The 20,035-nt window shown below is 72.3% G+C and carries 18 protein-coding genes; 9 read left to right on the forward strand and 9 right to left on the reverse strand.

Going from position 1 to position 20,035, the window contains the following annotated elements; all coding sequences use genetic code 11:
• Nucleotides 1–3: 3 nt before the first annotated feature.
• Together KOI35_RS31720 and KOI35_RS31725 are read right to left on the reverse strand one after the other, a co-directional pair.
• On the reverse strand, nt 4–1,197 hold the full coding sequence (locus KOI35_RS31720; protein ID WP_215792336.1) for a cytochrome P450: 1,194 nt from the start codon (nt 1,195–1,197) through the stop codon (nt 4–6).
• 69 nt (nt 1,198–1,266) lie between these two features.
• Entirely contained in the window at nt 1,267–1,914 is a 648-nt protein-coding gene (locus KOI35_RS31725; protein WP_215792337.1) for a response regulator transcription factor, read from the reverse strand.
• An 84-nt stretch (nt 1,915–1,998) separates the two neighbouring features.
• On the opposite strand from KOI35_RS31725, the gene KOI35_RS49090 reads away from it, so the two are divergent.
• The gene (locus KOI35_RS49090; protein WP_215792338.1) at nt 1,999–2,475 is read left to right on the forward strand and encodes a PH domain-containing protein; all 477 of its coding nucleotides are present in this window, start codon (nt 1,999–2,001) and stop codon (nt 2,473–2,475) included.
• A gap of 25 nt (nt 2,476–2,500) precedes the next feature.
• On the opposite strand, the gene KOI35_RS31735 is transcribed toward KOI35_RS49090, so the two are convergent.
• The 5 genes from KOI35_RS31735 to KOI35_RS31755 are packed head-to-tail and all read right to left on the reverse strand — an operon-like array spanning nt 2,501 to nt 7,152.
• The gene (locus tag KOI35_RS31735; RefSeq protein WP_215792339.1) at nt 2,501–3,316 is read right to left on the reverse strand and encodes a patatin-like phospholipase family protein; all 816 of its coding nucleotides are present in this window, start codon (nt 3,314–3,316) and stop codon (nt 2,501–2,503) included.
• 8 nt (nt 3,317–3,324) lie between these two features.
• Entirely contained in the window at nt 3,325–4,362 is a 1,038-nt protein-coding gene (locus KOI35_RS31740) for a sensor histidine kinase (protein WP_215792340.1), read from the reverse strand.
• Nucleotides 4,362–5,024 carry a response regulator transcription factor gene (locus tag KOI35_RS31745; RefSeq protein WP_215792341.1) on the reverse strand — a complete coding sequence of 221 codons (663 nt, stop codon included), beginning with the start codon at nt 5,022–5,024 and terminating at the stop codon, nt 4,362–4,364. Before KOI35_RS31745 ends, KOI35_RS31740 begins: the two co-directional genes overlap by 1 nt.
• A gap of 41 nt (nt 5,025–5,065) precedes the next feature.
• Entirely contained in the window at nt 5,066–6,220 is a 1,155-nt protein-coding gene (locus KOI35_RS31750) for a mannosyltransferase family protein (RefSeq protein WP_215792342.1), read from the reverse strand.
• Nucleotides 6,217–7,152 carry a glycosyltransferase family 2 protein gene (locus KOI35_RS31755; protein ID WP_308121236.1) on the reverse strand — a complete coding sequence of 312 codons (936 nt, stop codon included), beginning with the start codon at nt 7,150–7,152 and terminating at the stop codon, nt 6,217–6,219. Before KOI35_RS31755 ends, KOI35_RS31750 begins: the two co-directional genes overlap by 4 nt.
• Before the next feature lie 168 nt (nt 7,153–7,320).
• On the opposite strand from KOI35_RS31755, the gene KOI35_RS31760 reads away from it, so the two are divergent.
• Both KOI35_RS31760 and KOI35_RS31765 read left to right on the forward strand, forming a co-directional pair.
• On the forward strand, nt 7,321–7,848 hold the full coding sequence (locus KOI35_RS31760) for a peptidase inhibitor family I36 protein (RefSeq protein ID WP_215792343.1): 528 nt from the start codon (nt 7,321–7,323) through the stop codon (nt 7,846–7,848).
• Nucleotides 7,845–8,702, forward strand: a complete 858-nt coding sequence (locus KOI35_RS31765; RefSeq protein WP_215792344.1) for a hypothetical protein — start codon at nt 7,845–7,847, stop codon at nt 8,700–8,702. Before KOI35_RS31760 ends, KOI35_RS31765 begins: the two co-directional genes overlap by 4 nt.
• 78 nt (nt 8,703–8,780) lie before the next feature.
• Here the strand turns inward: KOI35_RS31765 and KOI35_RS31770 are convergent, their stop codons facing one another.
• A complete protein-coding gene (locus KOI35_RS31770) occupies nt 8,781–11,024 on the reverse strand; it encodes an ATP-binding protein (RefSeq protein ID WP_215792345.1) in 2,244 nt (747 codons plus the stop codon).
• Nucleotides 11,025–11,219: 195 nt separating this feature from the next.
• On the opposite strand from KOI35_RS31770, the gene KOI35_RS31775 reads away from it, so the two are divergent.
• The 6 genes from KOI35_RS31775 to KOI35_RS31800 all read left to right on the forward strand — a co-directional run bounded on the left by KOI35_RS31775 (nt 11,220) and on the right by KOI35_RS31800 (nt 19,628).
• Entirely contained in the window at nt 11,220–11,975 is a 756-nt protein-coding gene (locus KOI35_RS31775) for a hypothetical protein (RefSeq protein ID WP_215792346.1), read from the forward strand.
• Nucleotides 11,976–12,054: 79 nt separating this feature from the next.
• Nucleotides 12,055–13,737, forward strand: a complete 1,683-nt coding sequence (locus KOI35_RS31780) for a hypothetical protein (protein ID WP_215792347.1) — start codon at nt 12,055–12,057, stop codon at nt 13,735–13,737.
• Between the two features lie 71 nt (nt 13,738–13,808).
• Entirely contained in the window at nt 13,809–15,314 is a 1,506-nt protein-coding gene (locus tag KOI35_RS31785) for a S8 family serine peptidase (protein ID WP_215792348.1), read from the forward strand.
• An 82-nt stretch (nt 15,315–15,396) separates the two neighbouring features.
• Complete coding sequence (locus tag KOI35_RS31790) at nt 15,397–17,826, forward strand: putative bifunctional diguanylate cyclase/phosphodiesterase (RefSeq protein ID WP_215792349.1); 2,430 nt, start codon at nt 15,397–15,399, stop codon at nt 17,824–17,826.
• A 110-nt stretch (nt 17,827–17,936) separates the two neighbouring features.
• On the forward strand, nt 17,937–18,668 hold the full coding sequence (locus tag KOI35_RS31795) for a lytic polysaccharide monooxygenase (protein ID WP_215792350.1): 732 nt from the start codon (nt 17,937–17,939) through the stop codon (nt 18,666–18,668).
• A gap of 126 nt (nt 18,669–18,794) precedes the next feature.
• Entirely contained in the window at nt 18,795–19,628 is an 834-nt protein-coding gene (locus KOI35_RS31800; RefSeq protein WP_215792351.1) for a molybdate ABC transporter substrate-binding protein, read from the forward strand.
• Between the two features lie 16 nt (nt 19,629–19,644).
• Here KOI35_RS31800 and KOI35_RS31805 read toward each other — a convergent pair whose 3' ends face one another.
• Nucleotides 19,645–20,010 carry a hypothetical protein gene (locus tag KOI35_RS31805; RefSeq protein WP_215792352.1) on the reverse strand — a complete coding sequence of 122 codons (366 nt, stop codon included), beginning with the start codon at nt 20,008–20,010 and terminating at the stop codon, nt 19,645–19,647.
• Nucleotides 20,011–20,035 lie beyond the last annotated feature (25 nt).

Raw genomic sequence — 20,035 nt, forward strand, 5'->3', positions numbered from 1 at the left:
CCGTCACCACGTCACCGGCAGCGCGCGCAGACCGTAGGCGACGCCTTCCATGGCGAACTCGACCTCCTCGAACGGCACCGCGAGGGCCAGCGCCGGGATGCGCCGGTAGAGCGTCGAGAACACGACCTGCAACTCGACGCGGGCCAGCGACTGGCCGAGGCACTGGTGCGCGCCGTAGCCGAACGCGTGGTGCTGCCGGGCCGGCCGGGTCAGGTCGAGGCGCATCGGGTCGGGGAACTCCGCCGGGTCGTAGTTGGCGCCGGCCAGCTCGAAGACGACCCCGTCGCCGGCCCGGATCACCTGGCCGTGCAACCCGATGTCAGCGTCGGCGATCCGCCGGATTCCGGTGTGGACGATGGTCAGGTAGCGCAGCAGTTCCTCGACCGTGCCGGCCACGAACCGTGGATCGCCGGACCGGGAGCGCAGCAGCTCGAGCTGATCCGGGTTCCGCAGCAGGGCCAGGGTGCCCAGCGAGATCATGCTCGCGCTGGTCTCGTGCCCGGCGATCAGGATGGCACTGGCCATGGTGACGGCCTCGGGCGCGGTCATCTCGCCCGTCTTGACCTTGGCCGCCATCTCGGAGATGACGTCGTCGCCGGGCGCGGCCATCTTCTGCTGGAGGAGCCTTCCCAGGTACGCCCCGAGCCGCCCACCCGCCTCGGCCGACTCCTCGGGCGTGGTGTCGTGGCTGACCAGCACGTGGCTCGCGGTCTGGAAGAGCTCGCGATCCGCGTACGGGGCGCCGAGGATCTCGGTGATGACCACCGTGGGCACCGGCAGGGCGATCGCCTGCACCAGGTCGGCCGGTCGCGGCCCGGCCAGCATCTCGTCGATCAGGTCGTCGAGCACCCGCTGGATCCGCGGGCGCAAGGCCTCGATCCGTTTGACCATGAAAGGAGCGTTCACCGTACGCCGTAACCGCGTGTGCTCCGGCGGATCAGTGTTGGTGATCAGGGGCGGATGGTGCGGGGCGCCCGCGGCACGGCTCCGCGTCATGTGCGGGTAGCCGGGCCGCTTCTCGTCGATGCTCAGACGCGGGTCGTTGAGCAGGGCGCGCTGGTCGGCGTGCCGGGTGATGAACCAGGGCGTGCTGCCGTCCCAGATCTCCACTTGTGCCAGCGGCGGCATGTCACGGATCTCGGGGGCCGGCGCGAACGGGCAGCGGGGTTCGCGGGCGGTGGGATAAGGATGCGGCATACCTTCAGGCAAACAGGACCGGCTGACGCGACCCGGACCGTTTCCTGACCGGAGCCTGACAACGTTTTTCTATCCCGCTTCGCCTTCGCCGAGCCAGTAGCCCAGACCTCGGCGGGTGTGGATCAGCGCCGGTCCGGTCGCGTCGATCTTGCGGCGCAGCCGGGAGATCTGGCGTTCGACGGCGTTCAGCCCGTAGTCGGACGTGCCAAGCTGCTCCTTGGACAGCACCTGACCGGCGTTGAGCAGCAGGCGCCGCAGCAGCCGGAACTCGGACGCGGTGACCTCGATCGGCCGGTCGCCGCGCCAGACCCGGCAGGTGCGCTCGTCGAGCCGCAGATCGCCGTGCCGCAGCACCGACCGGCCGCGCAGCAGCACCTGCACCCGGGCCAGCAGTTCGGCGACCCGGCACGGCTTGGTGACATAGTCCTCGACGCGGTCGCCGAGCTCGCCGACCAGCGAACCCAGCGATTCGCACGGCGTGACACACAGGACCGGCGGCCGATCGGCGAAAACCGGCCAGCTGCGGTCCAGCTCGTACACGTCCGGGATCTCGACATCGACGATGATCAGGTCGGCCCGGGCCCGGCCCAGCGACGCGATCGCCTCACCGCCGGTGCACGCGGTCTCGAACAGATATCCGGCCGGCCGCAGGCGCCGGGCGAGCGAGACCCGCAGCTCAGCCTCCGGGGCGACGACCAGCAGACGGCTGCCGTACATATCAGCACCTTCCCGTCCGGGGCTGATGATTCTAGGCGCATGGGACGACCCCGTCGGATTGAATCCGGCCGATATCATGCCGGTGTGCGTAATCTTCCGTGGAGATTCCGGACCCCCAAAGGCATCTACGGCGGCCTCGCGGCCCTGACGTTCGTCCTGGTGATCCCGTTGCCGGTCGCCTACTACGAAGACGCCTGGCCCGCCTGGGTGCGGGCGGCGGTCATCTCGGTGATCCTGCTGCTGCTGGCCGCCCTGTGGGCCCGGGTGCCCCGGATGGGAACGATCATCACGGAGGACAGGGTCACCCGGCGGTCTCTGTTCGGCACGCGGCACCACACCTGGGACGAGATCGTCAACGTCGACATCCACGTCAACAACTCGGTCGCCATGGTCGGCCCGTTCCAGGTGGCGCCGCACCTGGCGGTCTACGTCCGGACCCCCGGCGTCAGGACGCTGCATTTCTTCGACGATCGCGCCTACCGCAGCCCCAAGGACATGGAACGCGAGTACAACGAGTTCCTCGACCTGTGGCACCGGCGACGGTCCCGCGGCCCGGCGTGATTCGAGGAGCCGGATGCCGGTCAGGTCACGTCCAGACCGTGCGGAGGCGGGCCACCTCGGTGGCGGCCTGGGCGCGGCCCGCCTCGGCGGCGGGGCGGCGCCGGGCCGGGTCGAGCAGGTTGCCACCGATGGCGGCTCGGGCGGCCGCGTCCGGTGACAACAAAGCGCTGCGCACCGACGGGCCGAACGCCGCGACCTGCGCCGCCGGGCGGCCGGAGCGACGGGCCGACTGGGTCACCGGGGCCAGCACCACCACCTGCGCGGCGCCCGCGGCCAGGTCGGCGTTGGCGACCGAGCGGACCCCGCCGTCGATGTAGCGCACGCCGTCGATCGTCACCGGCGGCCAGACCAGTGGGACCGCGCAGCTGGCGGCGACCGCGTCGACCAGCGACACCCCGGAGGCCGCGTCGAAGATGCGCGTCCTACCCGTTTCGGCTTCCACCGCGGTGATCAGCAGGCGCGTCGCCGGCCAGGGGGCGTCACCGATGCGCCGCTCGATCACGGCCCGTCGTTCGGCCTCGGGCACCGTCCGGGCGCGCAGCGCCTGCCGGCCGAGCCAGGCGCGACCGCCCGGCCACAAGCCGGCCACCACGAACTTGAGCAGGTCGCCGGGGCTCATCCGGGCGGCGATCTCGGAACCGGCGCCGGCCAACTGGGCCTCGTACAGATCTTTCAGCGGCAAGCCGGACAGCACCTGCGCCGCCACCGACGACCCGGCCGACGTGCCGACCACGAGCCCGGCCGCGGTCAGGTCGACGCCCTGCTCGGCCAGGCCGTGCAGCAGACCGATCTCCCAGGCGACCCCGGTGACGCCGCCACCGCCCAGCACGAGTGCCCTCATGCGGGCATTCAAGCACTTCGCAGGCCGACTGACACGCTCAGACCGCCGTCGGCGGGGGCGGTGGCCGTGATCGTGCCGTCGTGGGCGCGCACGATGGAGCGGGCGATGGCCAGGCCCAGGCCGCTGCCGCCACTGTGGTCGATGCGGCCGGTGGCGAGGCGGGTGAACGGCTCGAACAAGCGGTTCACGTCTTCGGCCGGGACCAGCGGGCCGGTGTTCCGCACCACGAGCGTTGCGCCGGTCGTGACCACCACGGTGCCGCCCGGCCGGTTGTATTTGACGGCGTTGTGGACCAGGTTGCGGACCAGGCGCTCCAGCAGGATCGGGTCGCCTGTCACCTCGTACGGGGAAAGCTCGGTCTTGATCTTGACATCGGCCTCGGCGGCGGCCCGGGTGTGTGCGTCGGTGACGTCGGCGGCAATGCGGTCGAGGCGTTGCGGGGTGCGCGTCTTGAGGCCCTGGTCGGCCTGGCTGAGCACGAGCAGACCCTCGATCAGTCGCTCGTTGCGGGCGTTGGTCTCCAGCAGCTGGCCGGCCAGCAGGGACGACTGCTCGGGGGTGAGTGGCTCGGCCATGCCGACCTCGATCAGCGTGCGCTGCAGGGCGAGCGGGGTGCGCAGCTCGTGCGAGGCGTTGGCGGCGAAGCTGCGCTGGCCCTCGTAGCCGGCCGCGATGCCGTCCATCATGGTGTCGAGCGAGCGGCCGAGCTGTCTGATCTCGTCGCGGCCGCGGCCGGGTCTGATGCGGTGGCCGAGGTTCTGCGGGCCGACCTGGGCGATCAGCGGGAGCATGCGGCGGACCGGCAGCAGCACCCAGCGGATCAGCAGGAGCACGAGCAGGGCGGTCACGGCCAGCACGATGCCGTACTGCACGAGGTTGTCGATCGGGATCTTGCGGGTGACCCGGCAGGCCAGGCCGTCGACATTCTCCCAGCAGGGCGCGTAGTAGGGCAGGTTCCAGGGCAGCTTGGCGAAGATGTACTGGGCGACGTAGACCCAGGTCACCGTGGCCAGCACCGCGACCGCGAGCCGCGCGCGCAGGCCCATCAGGGCTGCCCGACGCGGTAGCCGGCCCGCGGCACGGTCTGCACGACGGGTGGTTCGCCGAGTTTGCGGCGCAGCGTCGAGACGGTGACCCGCACGACGTTGCTGAACGGGTCGGTGTGCTCGTCCCAGACCTGTTCGAGCAGGTCTTCGGTGGTGACCGCCTGACCCTGGGCGCGCATCAGCGTGTGCAGGACGCCGAACTCCTTGTTGGTCAGTTCCAGCGCACGGCCGTCACGGCTGGCGGTACGGGTCGCCACGTCGAGCACGACGCCCTCGCTCTTGAGGACCGGGGGCAGGGCCGGGGCGGTCCGGCGGGCCAGCGCCTGCACCCGGGCGACCAGCTCGGCGAACGCGAACGGCTTGGTCAGGTAGTCGTCCGCGCCCAGCCCGAGCCCCTCGACCCGGTCGTAGACGCCGACCGCGGCGGTGAGCAGCAGCACCCGGGTGGTGAGCTGCTGCTCGGCGACCCAGCGGCACACGTCGTCGCCGGAGCCGCCCGGCATGTCCCGGTCGAGCACGGCCACGTCGTACCGGTTGACCTGGATCTTCTCGATCGCCTGGGCGCCGTCGTAGGCGACGTCGACCGCCATGGCGGCCCGTCGCAGGCCCACGGCGATCGTGTCGGCCAGCAGCCGTTCATCGTCCGCCACCAGTACTCGCACGTCGGTCAGCCTTCCATGATCCGGATAAGGCGACGATAAGGTCACGCCACCAGGAATGTTCCGGCCATGAAGGTGACCAGGAAGATTGCCTGCAGGGAGGCCCCGGCGACGAGGATCGCGCGGTCGGCCGTCCGGTTGGCGCCGATCCGGGCCAGCACCAGGAAGATGGCCACCGCCTCCATGGCGTAGCGCGCGGCCGACTGCATCGAGCGCCCGCCGACCTCGGTCGACATCAGCATGAGCAACGTGAGGCCGCCCTGCACCACCAGATATCTCTGGTCCCGCCGGAACTTGAACGGCCCCTTGAGGCACAGGATCATCAGCACCACCGCGACCAGGATCGTGCCGGCGTCGACGAGCGCGCCCAGGGTGGCCTTGTCGAGCGGACCGGCGATCTGCCGGATCGAGATCAGCCAGGCCTCGCCGGGGAACGTGTAGCGCCGGCCCCACTGGTCCTGGGCGATGCTGAACTGCAGCGGGTTCCCGAGCTCGATCAGGCAGTAGACGCTGTAGGCGAGCACGCCCAGCGGCACCAGGGCCAGCGCGAGCACGTCGCGGCGCAGGCGGCCGGTCTGACGCCAGTACTCCACGGCCAGCGGGACGACCAGCAGCACCCCGAAGAGCCGGGTGGCCGACGAGAACGCGCCCAGCGTGCCGGCCAGCCACCAGTGGCCGCGGCGGCCGGCGTACAGGGCGCCTACCACGAGCAGCAGGAACAGCGACTCGTTGTAGCCGATGAACAGGAAGAACCCCATCGGGAAGACCGCCAGATACCAGGCCGCGCGCTGGGCCACGCGGGGACCGAACTCGTGGTCGGCCAGCCGGTAGAGCACGGCCAGGGCGCCCAGCGCGGCCGCGTTGGCCAGCACGACGGCGGCCATCACCCCGCCGCCGAGCAGGTTGATCAGCATCGGGTAGAGCGGGAAGAACGCCGGGAAGCCGGGGCCCAGGTGGTAGCCGCTTCCGGCGATCCGCACGTAGTGGCCGGCGTCCCACCCGTTCCAGCGCAACGCGATCGACCACAGATCGGGGGCCGGGCCGTCGCCCTGATAGGTGAGCCAGGCGAGTGCGCTCACCATCAGATGGACGGCGACCGAGGTCGACCAGATCGCCGCGGCGGCCAGTCCAGCCGATCGCCACGGCCGGTGCTTCGGCGCGACGGCAACGGCGACAGATCGCTCGAGGACCGCGGTCACGACTCCTCCGTCACCACGTACGCCGGCCGCCCCTGCACGGCGGTGAAGATGCGCGCCACGTACTCGCCGAGCAGACCCAGGCACAGCAGCTGCAGCGCCCCGAGGAACACCAGTGCGACGAACATCGACGTCCAACCCGGAACGACATTTCCCCACGCGTACGCCGCGAGCACCGCCCCGCCCATGACGAAGCAGAGCGCGATTCCGGCGCACCCCAGCCACGTCGCGACCCGCAGCGGTGCGGCCGAGAACCCGGTCAGGCTGTCGAGGGCGAGCCGGACCATCCTGGCCAGCGGATATTTGGAGCGGCCGGCCGCGCGCACCTCCCGGGCGTACGGCACCTCCCCGCTCGGCAGGCCCAGCCACGGCACCAGCAGTCGATAGACCGGCAGGTGCTCGGGCAGCTCGGTCAGCGCGTCCACGGCGGTGCGGCTCAACAGGCGGAAGTCGCCCGCGTGGCGTGGCACGGCAGTCCCGACCACCCGGCGGATCAGCCGGTAGTACAGCCCGGCGGTCACCCGCTTGAACGGGCTGTCGGTACGGCGATCGGTCCGGACGCCGTGCACCACGTCGAGCCGCTCCTCGCGGGCCAGGTCCAGCATGTCGGCGATGACCTCGGGCGGATCCTGCAGGTCGACGTCGATGCTGACCACGTAGCAGCCGCGGGCGCGGTGCAGGCCGGCGGTGAGCGCGTTCTGGTGCCCGGCGTTGCGGCGCAACCGCACCACCCGCAGCGCGGGCCAGTCCCGGCGCATCCCGGCCAGCACGGCCGGGGTGGCGTCGCGGCTGCCGTCGTCGACCGCGAGCACCTCGTAGGACACGCCGAGGCGGTCGAGCACCGGGCGCAGACGCTGGGCGAACAGCGGCAGCACGTCCTGCTCGTTGAAGACCGGAACGACCACCGAAAGCTCGGGTTTCACATCGAAGTTCACGACGACAACGGTGATCGAGGCGTTATAAGGCCCGGATAAAGCGGGGCGAGGTGGCACGAATCCGGGAGGGACCGCGAAAGTGCCGGTGGGTTGCCGGTTTCTCTCCTGTGTTCGGCCGGAGCGTCCTCCGACGATGAATCCATCGATACATCGACATGGAGGTACGACATGCGAGCACTGCTACGGCGCGCGGGGGCCGTCGGAGCCGGCGTCATCCTGATGATGACGGCACTGGCCGGGCCGGCGAGTGCGGCGGAGGGTCCGTCGGCCGCGACGGCCCGCGAGATGGCGGCGGCGAAGGCGGCCAACGGGGGCCGGGCCATCGTGCCGGTGGACAACATGCTGGCGGCCGGCGGACTCGAGGCGTGCGACTCGGGTTCGTTCTGCGTCTGGGTCAACGCCAACTTCAACGACGGCCCGGGCCAGTGGCCCAACAACTCCAACAACTACCTCAGCTGGAGTCACGCGAGCTGCGGCTATCTCAACCTGCGGACCTGGAACAACTGCGCCAGCTCGGTCTTCAACAACGGGAACAACTGCAACATCCAGCTGTACGACGACGTCAACTACGGCACCGGCCGCGGCTACTACAACCTGGCCCGGGGCGGTCGTCTGGCCAACCTCACGATCGACAAGATGAGCGACGGCCAGCCGATGAACGACCGGCTCTCGTCGCACAAGTGGTGCTCGTGGTGAAACGGACCTCGGTCCTGATCGCGTCCGCGGTCACGGTGCTCGTCTGCGGCGCGTGCGCGCCGCGGGCGGGCACCGCCCCCGCGGCGCCCCTCACCGCGGCCGCCGTCGACCTGGTCACCGATTCGGGCACACGGCCGGGCCGCAAGGTGCTGACCGCGACCGCCGAGGAGGAGGTCACCCGTCGCTGCATGGCCGGGTGGGGCGAGCCGTACCGGCCGTACGTGCCCCCGCTGGCCACCGGCGACGACGAGCACCGGCTGATCGACCTGCCCAAGCGCCGGGCCCGGGGCTACGAGCTCAGCCGGCCGGCCGAGCAGCCGGCCGCCGTCCCCGGCACCGACCGGGCGTCCTATCACCAGGCCCTGTTCGGGGACAGCGCGCGCGATCTGACCCTCACCCTGCCCGACCGGTCGACGCTGAGCTTCCCGTCGACCGGCTGCATCGCCCAGGCTCGGGCCGCGCTCTACTCGGACGTGCTGCGGTGGGCGCGGGTCGACTCGGTCCCGCAGATCCTCGGCAACCGCCTGCGCGGCCAGGTGTCATCCGACCCCTCGCTGGCCGCGGCCACACACCGCTGGGCCGACTGCATGCGATCGAACGGTTTTCCGTACGCCTCCCCCGCCGCGGCCCGGGAAGCGGCCGGTGTGCCCGCGCGGGAGGTCGCGATCGCGGTCGCCGACGGCGAATGCGACCTGCGGGCCCACCTGACCGGCACCGAACTCGCGTTGCGCCGGCGGGCGGCGGCCGGGCTGCCCGCGGACGACCGCCGCGAGCTGAACGAGCTGGCGGTGATCGACTGCGCGGCCACGACGGCGGCGGCCGGCATCCTGATCCGTCCCGTGCCGCCGTGTTGAGCGGTCAGCCGAGACCGGACAGCCGCCGCCGTGTTGACCGGTCAGCCGAGACCGGACAGCCGCCGCCGTGTTGACCGGTCAGCCGAGGCCGGACAGCCGCCGCCGTAGCCCCTCGGCGTCCTGGTGACCCAGGTCGGTCAGGATCTCCAGGGCCGCGGTCCAGGTGGTGCGGGCCCGCTCGGTCAGGCCGAGTTCGCGCTCGCTGTCGCCGATGTGGGAGAGGACCAGGGCCTCGTTGTAGCGGTCGCCCATGTCGTGGTGCAGCGAGGCGGCCCGCTGGTAGTGCGCGACCGCCTCGGTGTGGTCACCGGCCTGCCCGTACGCGTAGCCCAGCGTGTCGAGCGTCGCCGCCTCGCCGTCGCGGTCGCCGATGTCGCGCAGCAGGGTCAGCGCCTCGAGCCCGGACCGCAGCGCCCCGGCGTGGTCGCCGGCCTTGGCCTGGTACCAGCCGAGCCCGCTCAGCGCGCGGGCCCGGAAGACGCCGTGGCCGGCCGCCGTGTACTGCTGGAGGGCCGCCCAGCCGAGCACCAGAGCTTCGCCGGGGCGGTCGGCGGCGTCCTTGAGCCGGGCCAGATTGCTGTTGACGTGCCCGGCACCGACCAGATCACCGACCTTCTCGTACGCGTCGAGGGCGAGCCGGAAATGCCGCTCGGCCGTCTCCGGATCGGACAGCCGCAGGTGGACGATGGCGATGCCGAGATGCCCGCGGCCCTGCCGGGCCCGGTCGCCGTGCCGTTCCGCGACCGTCAGGGCCGCCCGGTGGCCGCGCAGTTCGTCCGCCCAGTGCCCGCGCAGCGAGGCGAAGGCCACGAACGACTGGCACCACGGTTCGACGTATGCGTCGAGCTCGGGCCGCATCGCGATGTCGAGCACGGCCAGCAGGACCTGATGCTCGTCGGCGAACCAGCCCATCGCGGCGTCGCGGTCTTCGACGCAGACGGGCACCACCCCGGGCTCGCCCTCCGGCACGGCCACCGGATCGCGGTGCGGCAGCAGCAGTCCGGCCGCCGCCGCGGCGATCCGCACGTAGTGGTCGACGGTCCGGCGTAACGCGCTCCCCCGGCCGGCGGCGGTCTCGTCGGTGCCCGCGAGTTCCGCCGCGTAGGCCCGCAGCAGGTCGTGCAGCTCGTAGCGGCCGGGGCGGTGCTCGCGGACCAGATGGAACCGGATCAGCTCGGCCAGCCCGGCCCGGGCGGCCCGCAGCTCCACCCCGGCCAGGCTGGCGGCGGCCTCGACCGGGAGGTCCGGTCCCGGGTGCACGGCCAGCAGCCGGAAGAGGCGGGCCGCCGGCGCCGACAGCTTGCGGTACGACCAGGAGAACACCGCCCGGATGTCGGTCCGCGTGTCGCCCACGGTGAGGCCGTCGAGCGTGCGGGCCGGGTCGCCGATCTCCGCCGTCAGCCGTTCGACAGTGGACCCCGGGCTGGTCGCGAGCCGGGCCGCGACCAGGGCCAGCGCGATCGGCAGACGGTCGCAGCGCTCGATGAGCCGGTCGACCGGCCCGGGCTCGGCGGCCACCCGCTGCTCACCCAGGCGCAGGCTGAGCAGTTCCCGGGCCTCACCGGTCTCCATCGGCGCCAGCGGGAGCACGCGCGCCGAATCGCTGACGACCAGGCCGGTGAGGCTGTCCCGGCTGGTCACCAGCACCCGGCAGGCGGCCGTGCCGGGCAGCAGCGGGCGCACCTGGTCGGCGTCCCCGGCGTTGTCGAGCACGATGAGCATCCGCCGGTCGCTCAGCAACGACCGGTACAGCGCCGCACGGCCGTGCCGGGTGGCCGGGACCTGCGGGCCGGTGATGCCCAGCGCGCCGAGGAAGCCGTGCAGCACGTCGGCCGGCTCGGCGACGGTGCCGGACGGGTCGAAGCCGCGCAGGTTGGCATAGAGCTGACCGTCAGGGAAGCGATCGGTGGCCGTGTGCGCCCAGTGCAGCGCCAGCGTGGTCTTGCCGACGCCGCCGGCCCCGACCACCAGCACGACCGGATCGCCGGCCGAGTCGAGGGCCCGCAGATGCCCGGTGCGCCCGGCGAATCCGGTCACCGGCGCGGGCAGCTGGGCCGGGCGGACCGGCCCGGCCGGTGCGTCGACGGCGACCGGCGCCACCGGTTCCTCGCCGGTGCGGGCCGACTGCTCGAAGGTGACCCGGTCGGCCGCGGTCAGCTGGAACGCCTCGGCCAGCAGCCGGACCGTGACGGCGCGGGGCGTGGCGACCCGGCCGGACTCGATGTAGCGGATGTGCCGCACGCTCACGCCGGTCCGCTCGGCCAGCTCCTCCTGGGTGATCAGAAGTTTGGTGCGATGCCTGCGGACGACCTCACCGAACACACGGCCCCCCGGGCACACCGGCGGGCGCCCCCAATGCCCCCGCATCGATGACCATCATAGTGATCCGGGCGCGTGTTTTCTGCCTCTGTTTTGCCGGTGAAGCTCCTGTGACGGCCTCGCCGATCCATCGAAACTCTCCTCTGTGACCAGCGCGAACACCTCGCACGGCACACTTTGGACACAGAGGAGAATCCATTGTCCGTCTCTCGAGCGGCGCTCCGGGGAATCGCCCTGACGGCGAGCGTGGCCGCGGCGATCCTGTCGTTGCAGGCCACGCCGGCGGCCGCCAAGCCGTCCGGCGGCTCCGTGGTCGTGGTTTCCGAACCCGGCGTGGTCACCGTGACCAAGCCGGATCCGGCCGTCCGGACCAAGGTCGCGCCGGCGATCGCCGACCGTGCCGCGCCCGCGGGCCGGGTCGCGCTGGCCGCCTACGTCGGTGACAACTCGGCCATTCACTGCCAGGGCGGCGTGCCGCCGTGCCAGTTCAACATCCACAAGGAGTTCAGCCGGACCATCACGCCCGGCGGCGGGTCGTCGGGCCAGCTCCGGTCCAAGGGCACCGCGTTCGTGGACGCCTACACCTGCCCGGGTTGCGGTTTCCGGCAGGCGGACTACTACAACACGACGTCCACGTCCGGCTGGTACGGATCCAGCCCGTTCAACGCCAACAGCGTCAAGCACAGCGACGTGTGGGACATCGACTACACCGCCATCGGCTGGGAGTTCAGCGGCACGCCGGCCGGCACCCTCAACCTGGGGAGCGGCCGGTTGTCGTACGAGAACTCGCAGTCCGACACCTGGTACATCACCCACAACGTGGCCCACGTCAAGATCGGCATCCGGGGCTGGCCCGGCAGCATCAACCGGGTCAAGTACGAGGCCCACGGCGGTTTCCAGTTCGGCAGCACCTACTACACCACCGACGCGTACAGCAGCGTGGCCCTGACCTGACGGTCGCCACGAGAACCGGCCCGGGCGGACACCGCCCGGGCCGGGCCCACCGCCGTCCCGATACTCGCCGGAGGTCACCATGCTCGTCCGTCGCCTCGTCGCCGCCGCCGTGCTCGCCGGCTCGATCGCCGCCTGCCACGCGCCCCCGGCACCACCGCCACCGGCCGCCGCTCCCCCGGTGACGACCCTTCCCCTGTCCGGCCGCGCGGCGATCGGCGATCTGCTCGCCGACTCGCTCGTACTCGGCACCGCCCGCACCGGCGGATACTTCGTCGACCACGCGTGGAGTGTCCGGCAGTCCCCGTTCTCCCTGTACGAGACGGCGTGGCAGTCCCGCTGGCGTCCCACGATCCCGGCCGGGGTCCAGCGCGACCGGTTGGCCCCGTGGCTCGCGGAGGCCGCCGCCGGCACCCCCGGATCCTCGACGCTGCAACGGATCGGGCAGATCAGCCTGGCCACCGGCACCGCCCGCCGGCTCGGCCTGCCGGTGGACGGCGCGCGCGTCGCCGCCGCGCTGGCCGCCCTGCGCCAGGGCGACCGGTACGCGCCCGACCCGGGCACGACGGCCAACTGGGGCAGCACCGCGGCCGCGGTTAGCGCGATGACCGACGCCCGGCTCCCCGTTCCCGGCCCGATCGTCACGTCGGCGCGAGCCGAGCTCGACCGGCTCCCCGATCGGCTGCCGCCGGACACCATCGTCGGCACCGCGATCCCGCTCCTCGAGATCGTCACGACCGCCGGGTCGTCCCCGGACTCGGCCCCCCGGGTCGCCGGGGCGGCCCTGGACGGACTGAACCGCCTGGCCCCGGGCCAGGTCGACGCCGCCTGGCTCGGCGCTCGCCATCAACTGGACGGCGTCCGGGCGGCGCTCGGTCAGGCACGCGCCCCGATCGGCGCGGCCTACTGCGCCGCGCTGGTCGACCGGGACGGCCACGTGACGCTGCCCGGGGAGACCACGGCCGACACCCAAGCCGGCTTCTACGCCCACGAACTCGGGTGCCGGGCGGCCGTGGCGCCGGATCGGCCGTACACGCGCGCGGGCTGGATCTCCGGCGCGGTGAGCGACCCGCACGAGTCCCTCGCGGCCACCAACGCCGCTCTGCGCCTCGCGGCCGCGCTCGGCGACGAGAAGAAAGCCGCTTCCGCCGTACGCCCGTCGGTGTCCACCCGGTGGCTTCCGCTCCTCGCGCAGCCCGGCCGCAACGGTGGTGGCGTGGACGCCGCCCGGCTGCTCGCCGTCGCGCGGTCGACCGGTGCCCTCTCCCCCTCGGTCCGTGATCGGGCGGCGGCCGCGCTCACCACCCTGCCCGAGGGGTCGCTGCCCCAGCTGCTGTCGGCCGGCTCGCTGGACTCCGGAATCCGGGTCCGGGCCGCGCGGGCCGCGCTCGCCGGCTCGGCCCGCCCCGGCGCCGCCGACACGATCGAGACCGCCACGCTGCTCGCCCTGGCCGGTTCCTACCTCGGCGACCGGGCGCTGACCGGGCGGGGAGCCGAGGTCGCGGCCCGCCTGCAACGCCCGCACCAGGTCTACGCGGCCGGTCCGTGCGCCGCGGAATGCGAGTTCTCGCCGCTGGCCTCGGCGCTGGGCAACTGGATCAGCCGGACGGCCGAGCCCCCACGGGCCGCATGGGAGCGTCAGAACCTCTGCCAGGGCTACCGGTGCGGCGGGTCCGGCTCCGACGGCACCACGCTCCAGGAGGTCTACGTCGCGCTGATCTGCGACCGGCCGGGCTGCGGATCTGAGATTCCCTGGATTCTTTAAAGGTTTCTTCTTGGTTGCGGTGACCTCCCGCCGATGCATTCGCCCGAGCAACTCGAGACGGTGGGGTACGCATGAACAGGATCAAACGGGCCAGTGCCTGGACGACAGCTCTGGCCCTGGGGGCCTGGTCGCTCACCGGTGCCGCGGCGCCGGCCGGCGCGGCCGGGTCCACGTCGAACTGGGCCAGCTGGCTCGGCACGACCGTCACCGGGACGGGCATCACGCTCAAGCACGTCCGTACGGTGATCGGGGCCGACACCGGCGCCTCCGCCTCGCTGACCGGCAAGGGTGTCGGCGTAGCCCTGATCGACACCGGCGTGGCGCCGGTCAGCGGCCTGCCCGCCGCGCAGATCGTCAACGGGCCCGACCTGTCGCTCGAGTCGCAGGCGCCCGACCTGCGCTACCTGGACACGTACGGCCACGGCACGCACATGGCCGGCATCATCGTCGGCAACGACACCGCGACCGGCACCAAGGGGATCGCGCCGGGCGTCAAGCTCACCTCGATCAAGGTGGGCACGGCCACCGGCGCGGTCGACGTCAGCCAGGTCATCGCGGCCGTCGACTGGGTGGTCGAGCACAAGAACGACGACTCGGCCAACCCGATCAAGGTCATCAACCTCTCGTACGGCTCCGGTGGCGCACCGAAGACGTGGGCCGACCCGCTCGGGTTCGCCGTCGAGAAGGCCTGGCAGGCGGGCATCGTGGTGGTGGCCGCGGCCGGCAACGAGGGCAACAGCGCGGGCACGCTGGCCAACCCGGCGTCGGACGACTGGATCATCACGGTCGGCGCGGCCGACACCAAGGGCACCGCGAGCGTGGCCGACGACAGCCTGACCACGTTCACCAACCTGGGCAACGGCGGCAAGCAGATCAACCTGCTCGCCCCGGGCGTCTCGATCGAGTCGTTGCGCGACCCGGGTTCGTACATCGACACCACGTTCCCCACCGCTCGCACCGGTGACACCCTGTTCCGGGGCAGCGGCACCTCGCAGGCCACCGCGGTCGTCTCGGCCGCCGCGGCGCTGCTGTTCCAGGCCAAGCCGTCGGCCAAGCCCGACGAGATCAAGGACTGGCTGATCAAGGGCTCGACCCGGGTGCCGAACGGGACCGCGGCCAACCTGGGACTGCAGGAGATCAACGTCAACGGCGCCCTGGCCCGTACGGGTCTGGTGCTCCCGCAGATCTGGACCAAGTCGACCGGCACCGGCACGCTGGACAGCTCGCGCGGCGACAGCCGGCTGATGATGGACAAGTCCCCGCTCTCCGGCCAGCGCAGCGTCTGGGGCAGCTTCTCCCCCGTCGCCTGGGCCCCGAAGGCCACCCTGGGCACCTCGTGGTCCGGCGGCGAGTGGATGGGCTACCGGCTGGCCGCCGACGGCTGGACCGGCACCTCGTGGGCCGGCCGCACGTGGGGCGCGGCGGACTGGTCGAACTCGGCGCCGTGGACGGCCAAGGCCGGCTGGAGCGACCCGTCGTGGTCGGGCCGCCGCTGGACCGGGCGCTCGTGGACGAGCGGCACATGGTCGAGCCGCTCCTGGTCGAGCGACGACTGGTCGTCGGCCAGCTGGAGTTGATGTATCCGCCGGGCCGGGCCCTCAACCCGGTCCGGCGGCTGCCGATCTGAGTGAGGCGAGCCGACGACGAGGAGAGCCGCTGATGCTGGGGGCCCGGTCCGCCGTCCGCACCTGGCTGCTGTCGTGCACGCTCCTGGCGGCCACCGCGGCGGTCACCGCCTACTGGACCGTCCGGCACCCACACCCGTACGCGGGAAGCCTGGGTCTGCTCCTGGCCGTCACGGTGCTCTTCGCGCTGGCCGAGCGGTTCAACGTGACTTTTCCCGTACGCCGCGGGTCGCACACGATCAACCTCAGTGAGATCCCGCTGGTGCTCGGGCTGATCGCCCTCGGCCCGGTCGCGCTCGTGCTGGTGCGCCTGGCCGGTGGTCTGGCCGGGATGGCGGTCTTCGGTCACCAGCGCGGCCGCAAACTCGCCTTCAACACCGCCCTCTACGGTGCTCAGGCCGCCGCCGCCGGGCTCACCTTCCACCTGATCGCCGGGTCGGGTGACCCGCTCGGACCGCGCGGGTGGCTGGCCTGCTTCGCCGCCGCCTTCGTGGCCGACCTGCTCTCGGTCGTGCTGATCAGCGCCGTGATCGCCATCAACGACGACACCGAGGAGTGGCGCCGGCTGCTCAGCGCCGATCTGCGCGACGTGCTGCAGATGCCGCTGGTCGTCGTCACCACCGCGCTCGGCCTGATCACCGCCATCGTGGTCCGCGACCAGCTCGCGGCGGCGGCCCTGCTCGGCATCCTGAGCTTCGCCATCTTCCGGGTCTTCCAGCGCTACGCCCAGCAGACCCAGGGGCACGAGCAGGTCGAGGCGCTCTACCGCTTCACCCGGGCGGTCAGCGGCTCGAACGACGCCACCACGGTCGCCCACGAGGTGCTGACCCAGGTACGCGACCTGGTGCGGGGCGAGACGGCCGAGCTGATCCTGCCCGACGCCACCCGCATGGTGCTCAGCGGCCAGGACACGTTCCGGGTATTGCCCCCTCTTCAGAGCGACGACTGGTGGCAGGCCGTCCGCGACGGCGAATCGATACTGCGGCCCGAATCGATGGCGGTGCCGGTCGCGCTCGGTGACGCCACCGCCGTGCTGGCCGTGTCCGGCGCGATGGCCGACATCGAGGAGTTCGACGCCGGGCATCTGCGGCTGCTGGAAGCGCTCGTCGCCCACGCGGGCGTCGCCCTGACCAACGCCCGGCTGGTGCAGGAGCTCAGCCACAGCGCCCGGCACGACGCCCTGACCGGCCTGCCCAACCGCCGTCAGCTGCTGGCCGAGCTGCGCGCGGCGGCCGGACACGGTCAGGTCGGCGTGCTGCTGTTCGACCTCGACCGGTTCAAGGACATCAACGACGCGCTCGGGCACAGCATCGGCGACGACGTGCTGCGCGAGGTCGGCCGGCGGGTCCAGGAGCGGTTCGGCGACCGGGCCACCGTGGCGCGGCTCGGCGGTGACGAGTTCGCCCTGCTGATCACCCGCGCCTCCTCGTTGGAGGACGTGCTCGCCGTCGCCACCGAACTGCACGACACGCTGGCCGGGCTGACCGCGGTCTCCGGGCTCGCCCTGACCACCCAGGCCAGCATCGGCGTCTGCGTGTCGCCCCGGCACGGCACCGACCCCGACCGGCTGCTGCAGCGGGCCGACGTCGCGATGTATGTGGCGAAGCAGTCCCGTACGGGCGTGCACGTCTACGAAAGCGCGGACGACGAGGACACCCCACGGCGCCTGGCCCTGCTCACCGACCTGCGCAGCGCGGTCGAGAGCGGCGCGGTGCGGGTGGCTTACCAGCCCAAGGTCGACCCGGTGACCGGGCGGGTGCTCGGGGCCGAGGCGCTGGCCCGATGGACGCGGCCCGACGGTCCGGTGCGGCCCGACGAGTTCATCCCGCTGGCCGAGCGGTCGGGCCTGATCACACCGCTGACCGAGCACATCCTGGACACCGCGCTGGCCGGCTGTGCGTCGTGGCGGCGGGCCGGGCACGACCTGTCGGTCGCGGTCAACCTGTCGCCGCAGATGCTGACCGGCCAGACCGGCGTCCGCGAGATGGTGGAACGCGCGTTGCGCCGCCACGGCGTGCCGGCCGAAGCCCTGACCCTGGAGATCACGGAGGGCGGCCTGATCGCCGACCCGGTCAACGGCGTCCGGGTGCTGCACGCCCTGCGCGGCCTCGGCGTCCGCCTGTCGATCGACGACTTCGGCACCGGCCACTCGTCGCTGAGCCGGCTGACCGACCTGCCCGTGCAGGAACTGAAGATCGACCGGAGCTTCGTCCGCGACATCACCCAGCACCGCACCCGGCAGACCGTCACGATGGCCGCCCGTCAGCTGGGCCACGCCCTCGGCCTGCACGTGGTGGCCGAGGGCGCCGAGACCCAGGAGGAGTTCGACTACCTGCGCGACCTGGGCTGCGACTCGATCCAGGGCTACTTCGTCGCGCGCCCGCTCGACCCGGCCGACTTCCTGACCTGGCTGGCCGAAGACGCGGCTTACGGCTTGGCGCCGGCTCACCCGCACGCCGGCTGACCGTTGCCGGTCGCGGATGCGGCACGGATGTCTCGAAACTGTTGACAAAGTTAACTGTATTGACGTTCGCTGATGGGACGATGCTCCTAATCCCCCCAGAAGGGAGCGACATGAGCCTGAGAAGAAGACTGTCCGCGCTCGCGGCCGCCGTCCTCATTGCTCCGCTCGTCGCCGTCATTGCCCCCGCGAGCCCGGCCAGCGCCCATGGCTGGATCACCAGTCCCCCGAGCCGTCAGGACCAGTGCGCCACCGGCGCGGTCGCCAACTGCGGCACCATCCAGTACGAACCCCAGAGCGTCGAGGCGCCCAAGGGTTCGATGAGCTGCAGCGGCGGCAGCTCGTACACCGTGCTCAACGACGACAACAAGGGCTGGCGGGTCACCTCGATCGGCAGCTCGGCCTCGTTCACCTGGCGCAACACGGCCATGCACCGCACGCTCAACTGGCAGTACTACGTGGACGGTCGCCTGCACCAGACGTTCACCAACGGCAACGCGCAGCCGCCGCAGACGCTCAGCCACCAGCTGACCGGTCTGCCCAGCGGAAAGCACAAGATCCTCGCCGTCTGGAACATCTACGACACCGCGATGGCGTTCTACTCGTGCGTCGACGTCAACGTGAGCGGTGGCGGGACCACCAACCCGCCGACCACCCCGCCCACGAACCCGCCGACCGACCCGCCCGCCACGTGCGGGTCGGCGTGGAGCGCTTCGGCGGTCTACACCGGCGGCATGAACGTCTCGCACAAGGGCCGGGCCTACACCGCGCGCTGGTGGACCCAGGGCGAGGAGCCGGGCACCACCGGCGAGTGGGGCGCCTGGCAGGACAAGGGCGCCTGCTGATTTTCCCGTACGGGTCAACGCCGCCCGACCCGCAGTCCGCGGGCCGGGCGGCACCACCCCGCACCACCCCGCCGTCCGGCCCGGGTCCCCAGCGGGCCGGGCGGCATCCACCCCGAGCGGAGTCCGATGACACCTCGCCGCCTCACCGTCGCCGCCCTGGCCGCCGTCACCCTCTCGGCCTGCTCGGGCCCGGCCCCGGTCTCCGCACCCGCACCCGTTTCCGCGCCACCACCGGCCCCGTCGGCCGCCGCACATCATCACGGCCAGAGCGCCGGCCCCGCCCCTTCGGGCGCGCCCGGCGGCACGATCGTCGTGCACGCGGCCGATCCGTTGCGTGACACGCTGACCCGGCTGGTCCCCAAGTTCGAGGAGGCGTTCCCCGGCGCCCGGGTGAGCGTCGAATACGGCGCCGGCCTCGAACACGCCCAGCACATCCTGCACGGCATGCCGGTCGACGTGTTCGTGTCGGCCGACGAGGCCGCCACCGGCATGGTCACCGCCGCGCACGACCGCGGCACCCCGGTCGTCGTCGCGCGCAATCCGATCGTGATCGCCCTTCCCCGTACGGGCGAACGGGTCGCCGCCGTCGGTGACCTCGCGCAGGCGCGGGTGGCTCTGTGCGCCGAGGCCACCCCGTGCGGCAGCGGCAGCCGCGCCGCCCTCGAGGCCGCCGCCGTGGTCGTCCGGCAGCCGACCGTCGAACCCGACGCGGCCAGCGCGCTGGCCCAGGTCAGCTCCGGCGCCGCTGACGCCGCCCTGGTCTACCGCACCGACGTCGTCACGGCGGGCGGCGGCCTGCGGGCGGTCGACTTCACCGCGGCCACCAGCCGGGCCGATCAGTACACCGCGATCCGCCCCACCACCGGCGTCAACCGGGTGGGCGCGGACGCGTTCGTGTCGTTCCTGAGTTCCGCCCTGGCCCGCCACGTCTTCGCCGACGCCGGCCTGTCCCCCGCCTGAACCAGCAGCGCGCGCGTCAGAACGCCGCGGCCAGTGCCGCCCCACCGCCGACCGCCAGGCCGTAGGCCGGGATCAGCAGCACGGGCCAGGGGATCGGGCGCGGGAACAACACCCGGTAGTGGAATCGCCAGTCGCGGTACTCGGGCATGCCCTCGGTGCCGGGCAGCACCATGATGCGCGGCTGGAGGCGGCAGAACACCAGCCAGTCGACCACCACCAGGTCGAAGACGTGCAGCACGGTGAACACGGCCGCCCCGAAGACGAAGCCCGGCCAGAAACCCGCGTCGCCGCCCAGCTGCCGCTGCAGGCTGAGTACCCCGGACACCCCGATGCCGGCGATCAGCACGGCCATGAGCACGCTCATCACGCGGCCCGTGGCCACGCCGCGCGGACTCTTCGGGCCGTAG

The sequence above is a fragment of the Paractinoplanes bogorensis genome (assembly GCF_018829635.1).
GTDB classification, from domain to species: Bacteria; Actinomycetota; Actinomycetes; order Mycobacteriales; family Micromonosporaceae; genus Actinoplanes; species Actinoplanes bogorensis.

What these genes read in the sequence shown, in the direction of transcription:
- KOI35_RS31790 (WP_215792349.1), top strand. Translation starts at nt 15,397, where the DNA reads ATGCTGGGGGCCCGGTCCGCCGTCCGCACCTGGCTGCTGTCGTGCACG.
- KOI35_RS31780 (WP_215792347.1), top strand. Translation starts at nt 12,055, where the DNA reads ATGCTCGTCCGTCGCCTCGTCGCCGCCGCCGTGCTCGCCGGCTCGATC.
- KOI35_RS31740 (WP_215792340.1), bottom strand. Translation starts at nt 4,362, where the DNA reads ATGGGCCTGCGCGCGCGGCTCGCGGTCGCGGTGCTGGCCACGGTGACC.
- KOI35_RS31720 (WP_215792336.1), bottom strand. Translation starts at nt 1,197, where the DNA reads ATGCCGCATCCTTATCCCACCGCCCGCGAACCCCGCTGCCCGTTCGCG.
- KOI35_RS31785 (WP_215792348.1), top strand. Translation starts at nt 13,809, where the DNA reads ATGAACAGGATCAAACGGGCCAGTGCCTGGACGACAGCTCTGGCCCTG.
- KOI35_RS31735 (WP_215792339.1), bottom strand. Translation starts at nt 3,316, where the DNA reads ATGAGGGCACTCGTGCTGGGCGGTGGCGGCGTCACCGGGGTCGCCTGG.
- KOI35_RS31760 (WP_215792343.1), top strand. Translation starts at nt 7,321, where the DNA reads ATGCGAGCACTGCTACGGCGCGCGGGGGCCGTCGGAGCCGGCGTCATC.
- KOI35_RS31725 (WP_215792337.1), bottom strand. Translation starts at nt 1,914, where the DNA reads ATGTACGGCAGCCGTCTGCTGGTCGTCGCCCCGGAGGCTGAGCTGCGG.
- KOI35_RS31800 (WP_215792351.1), top strand. Translation starts at nt 18,795, where the DNA reads ATGACACCTCGCCGCCTCACCGTCGCCGCCCTGGCCGCCGTCACCCTC.
- KOI35_RS31795 (WP_215792350.1), top strand. Translation starts at nt 17,937, where the DNA reads ATGAGCCTGAGAAGAAGACTGTCCGCGCTCGCGGCCGCCGTCCTCATT.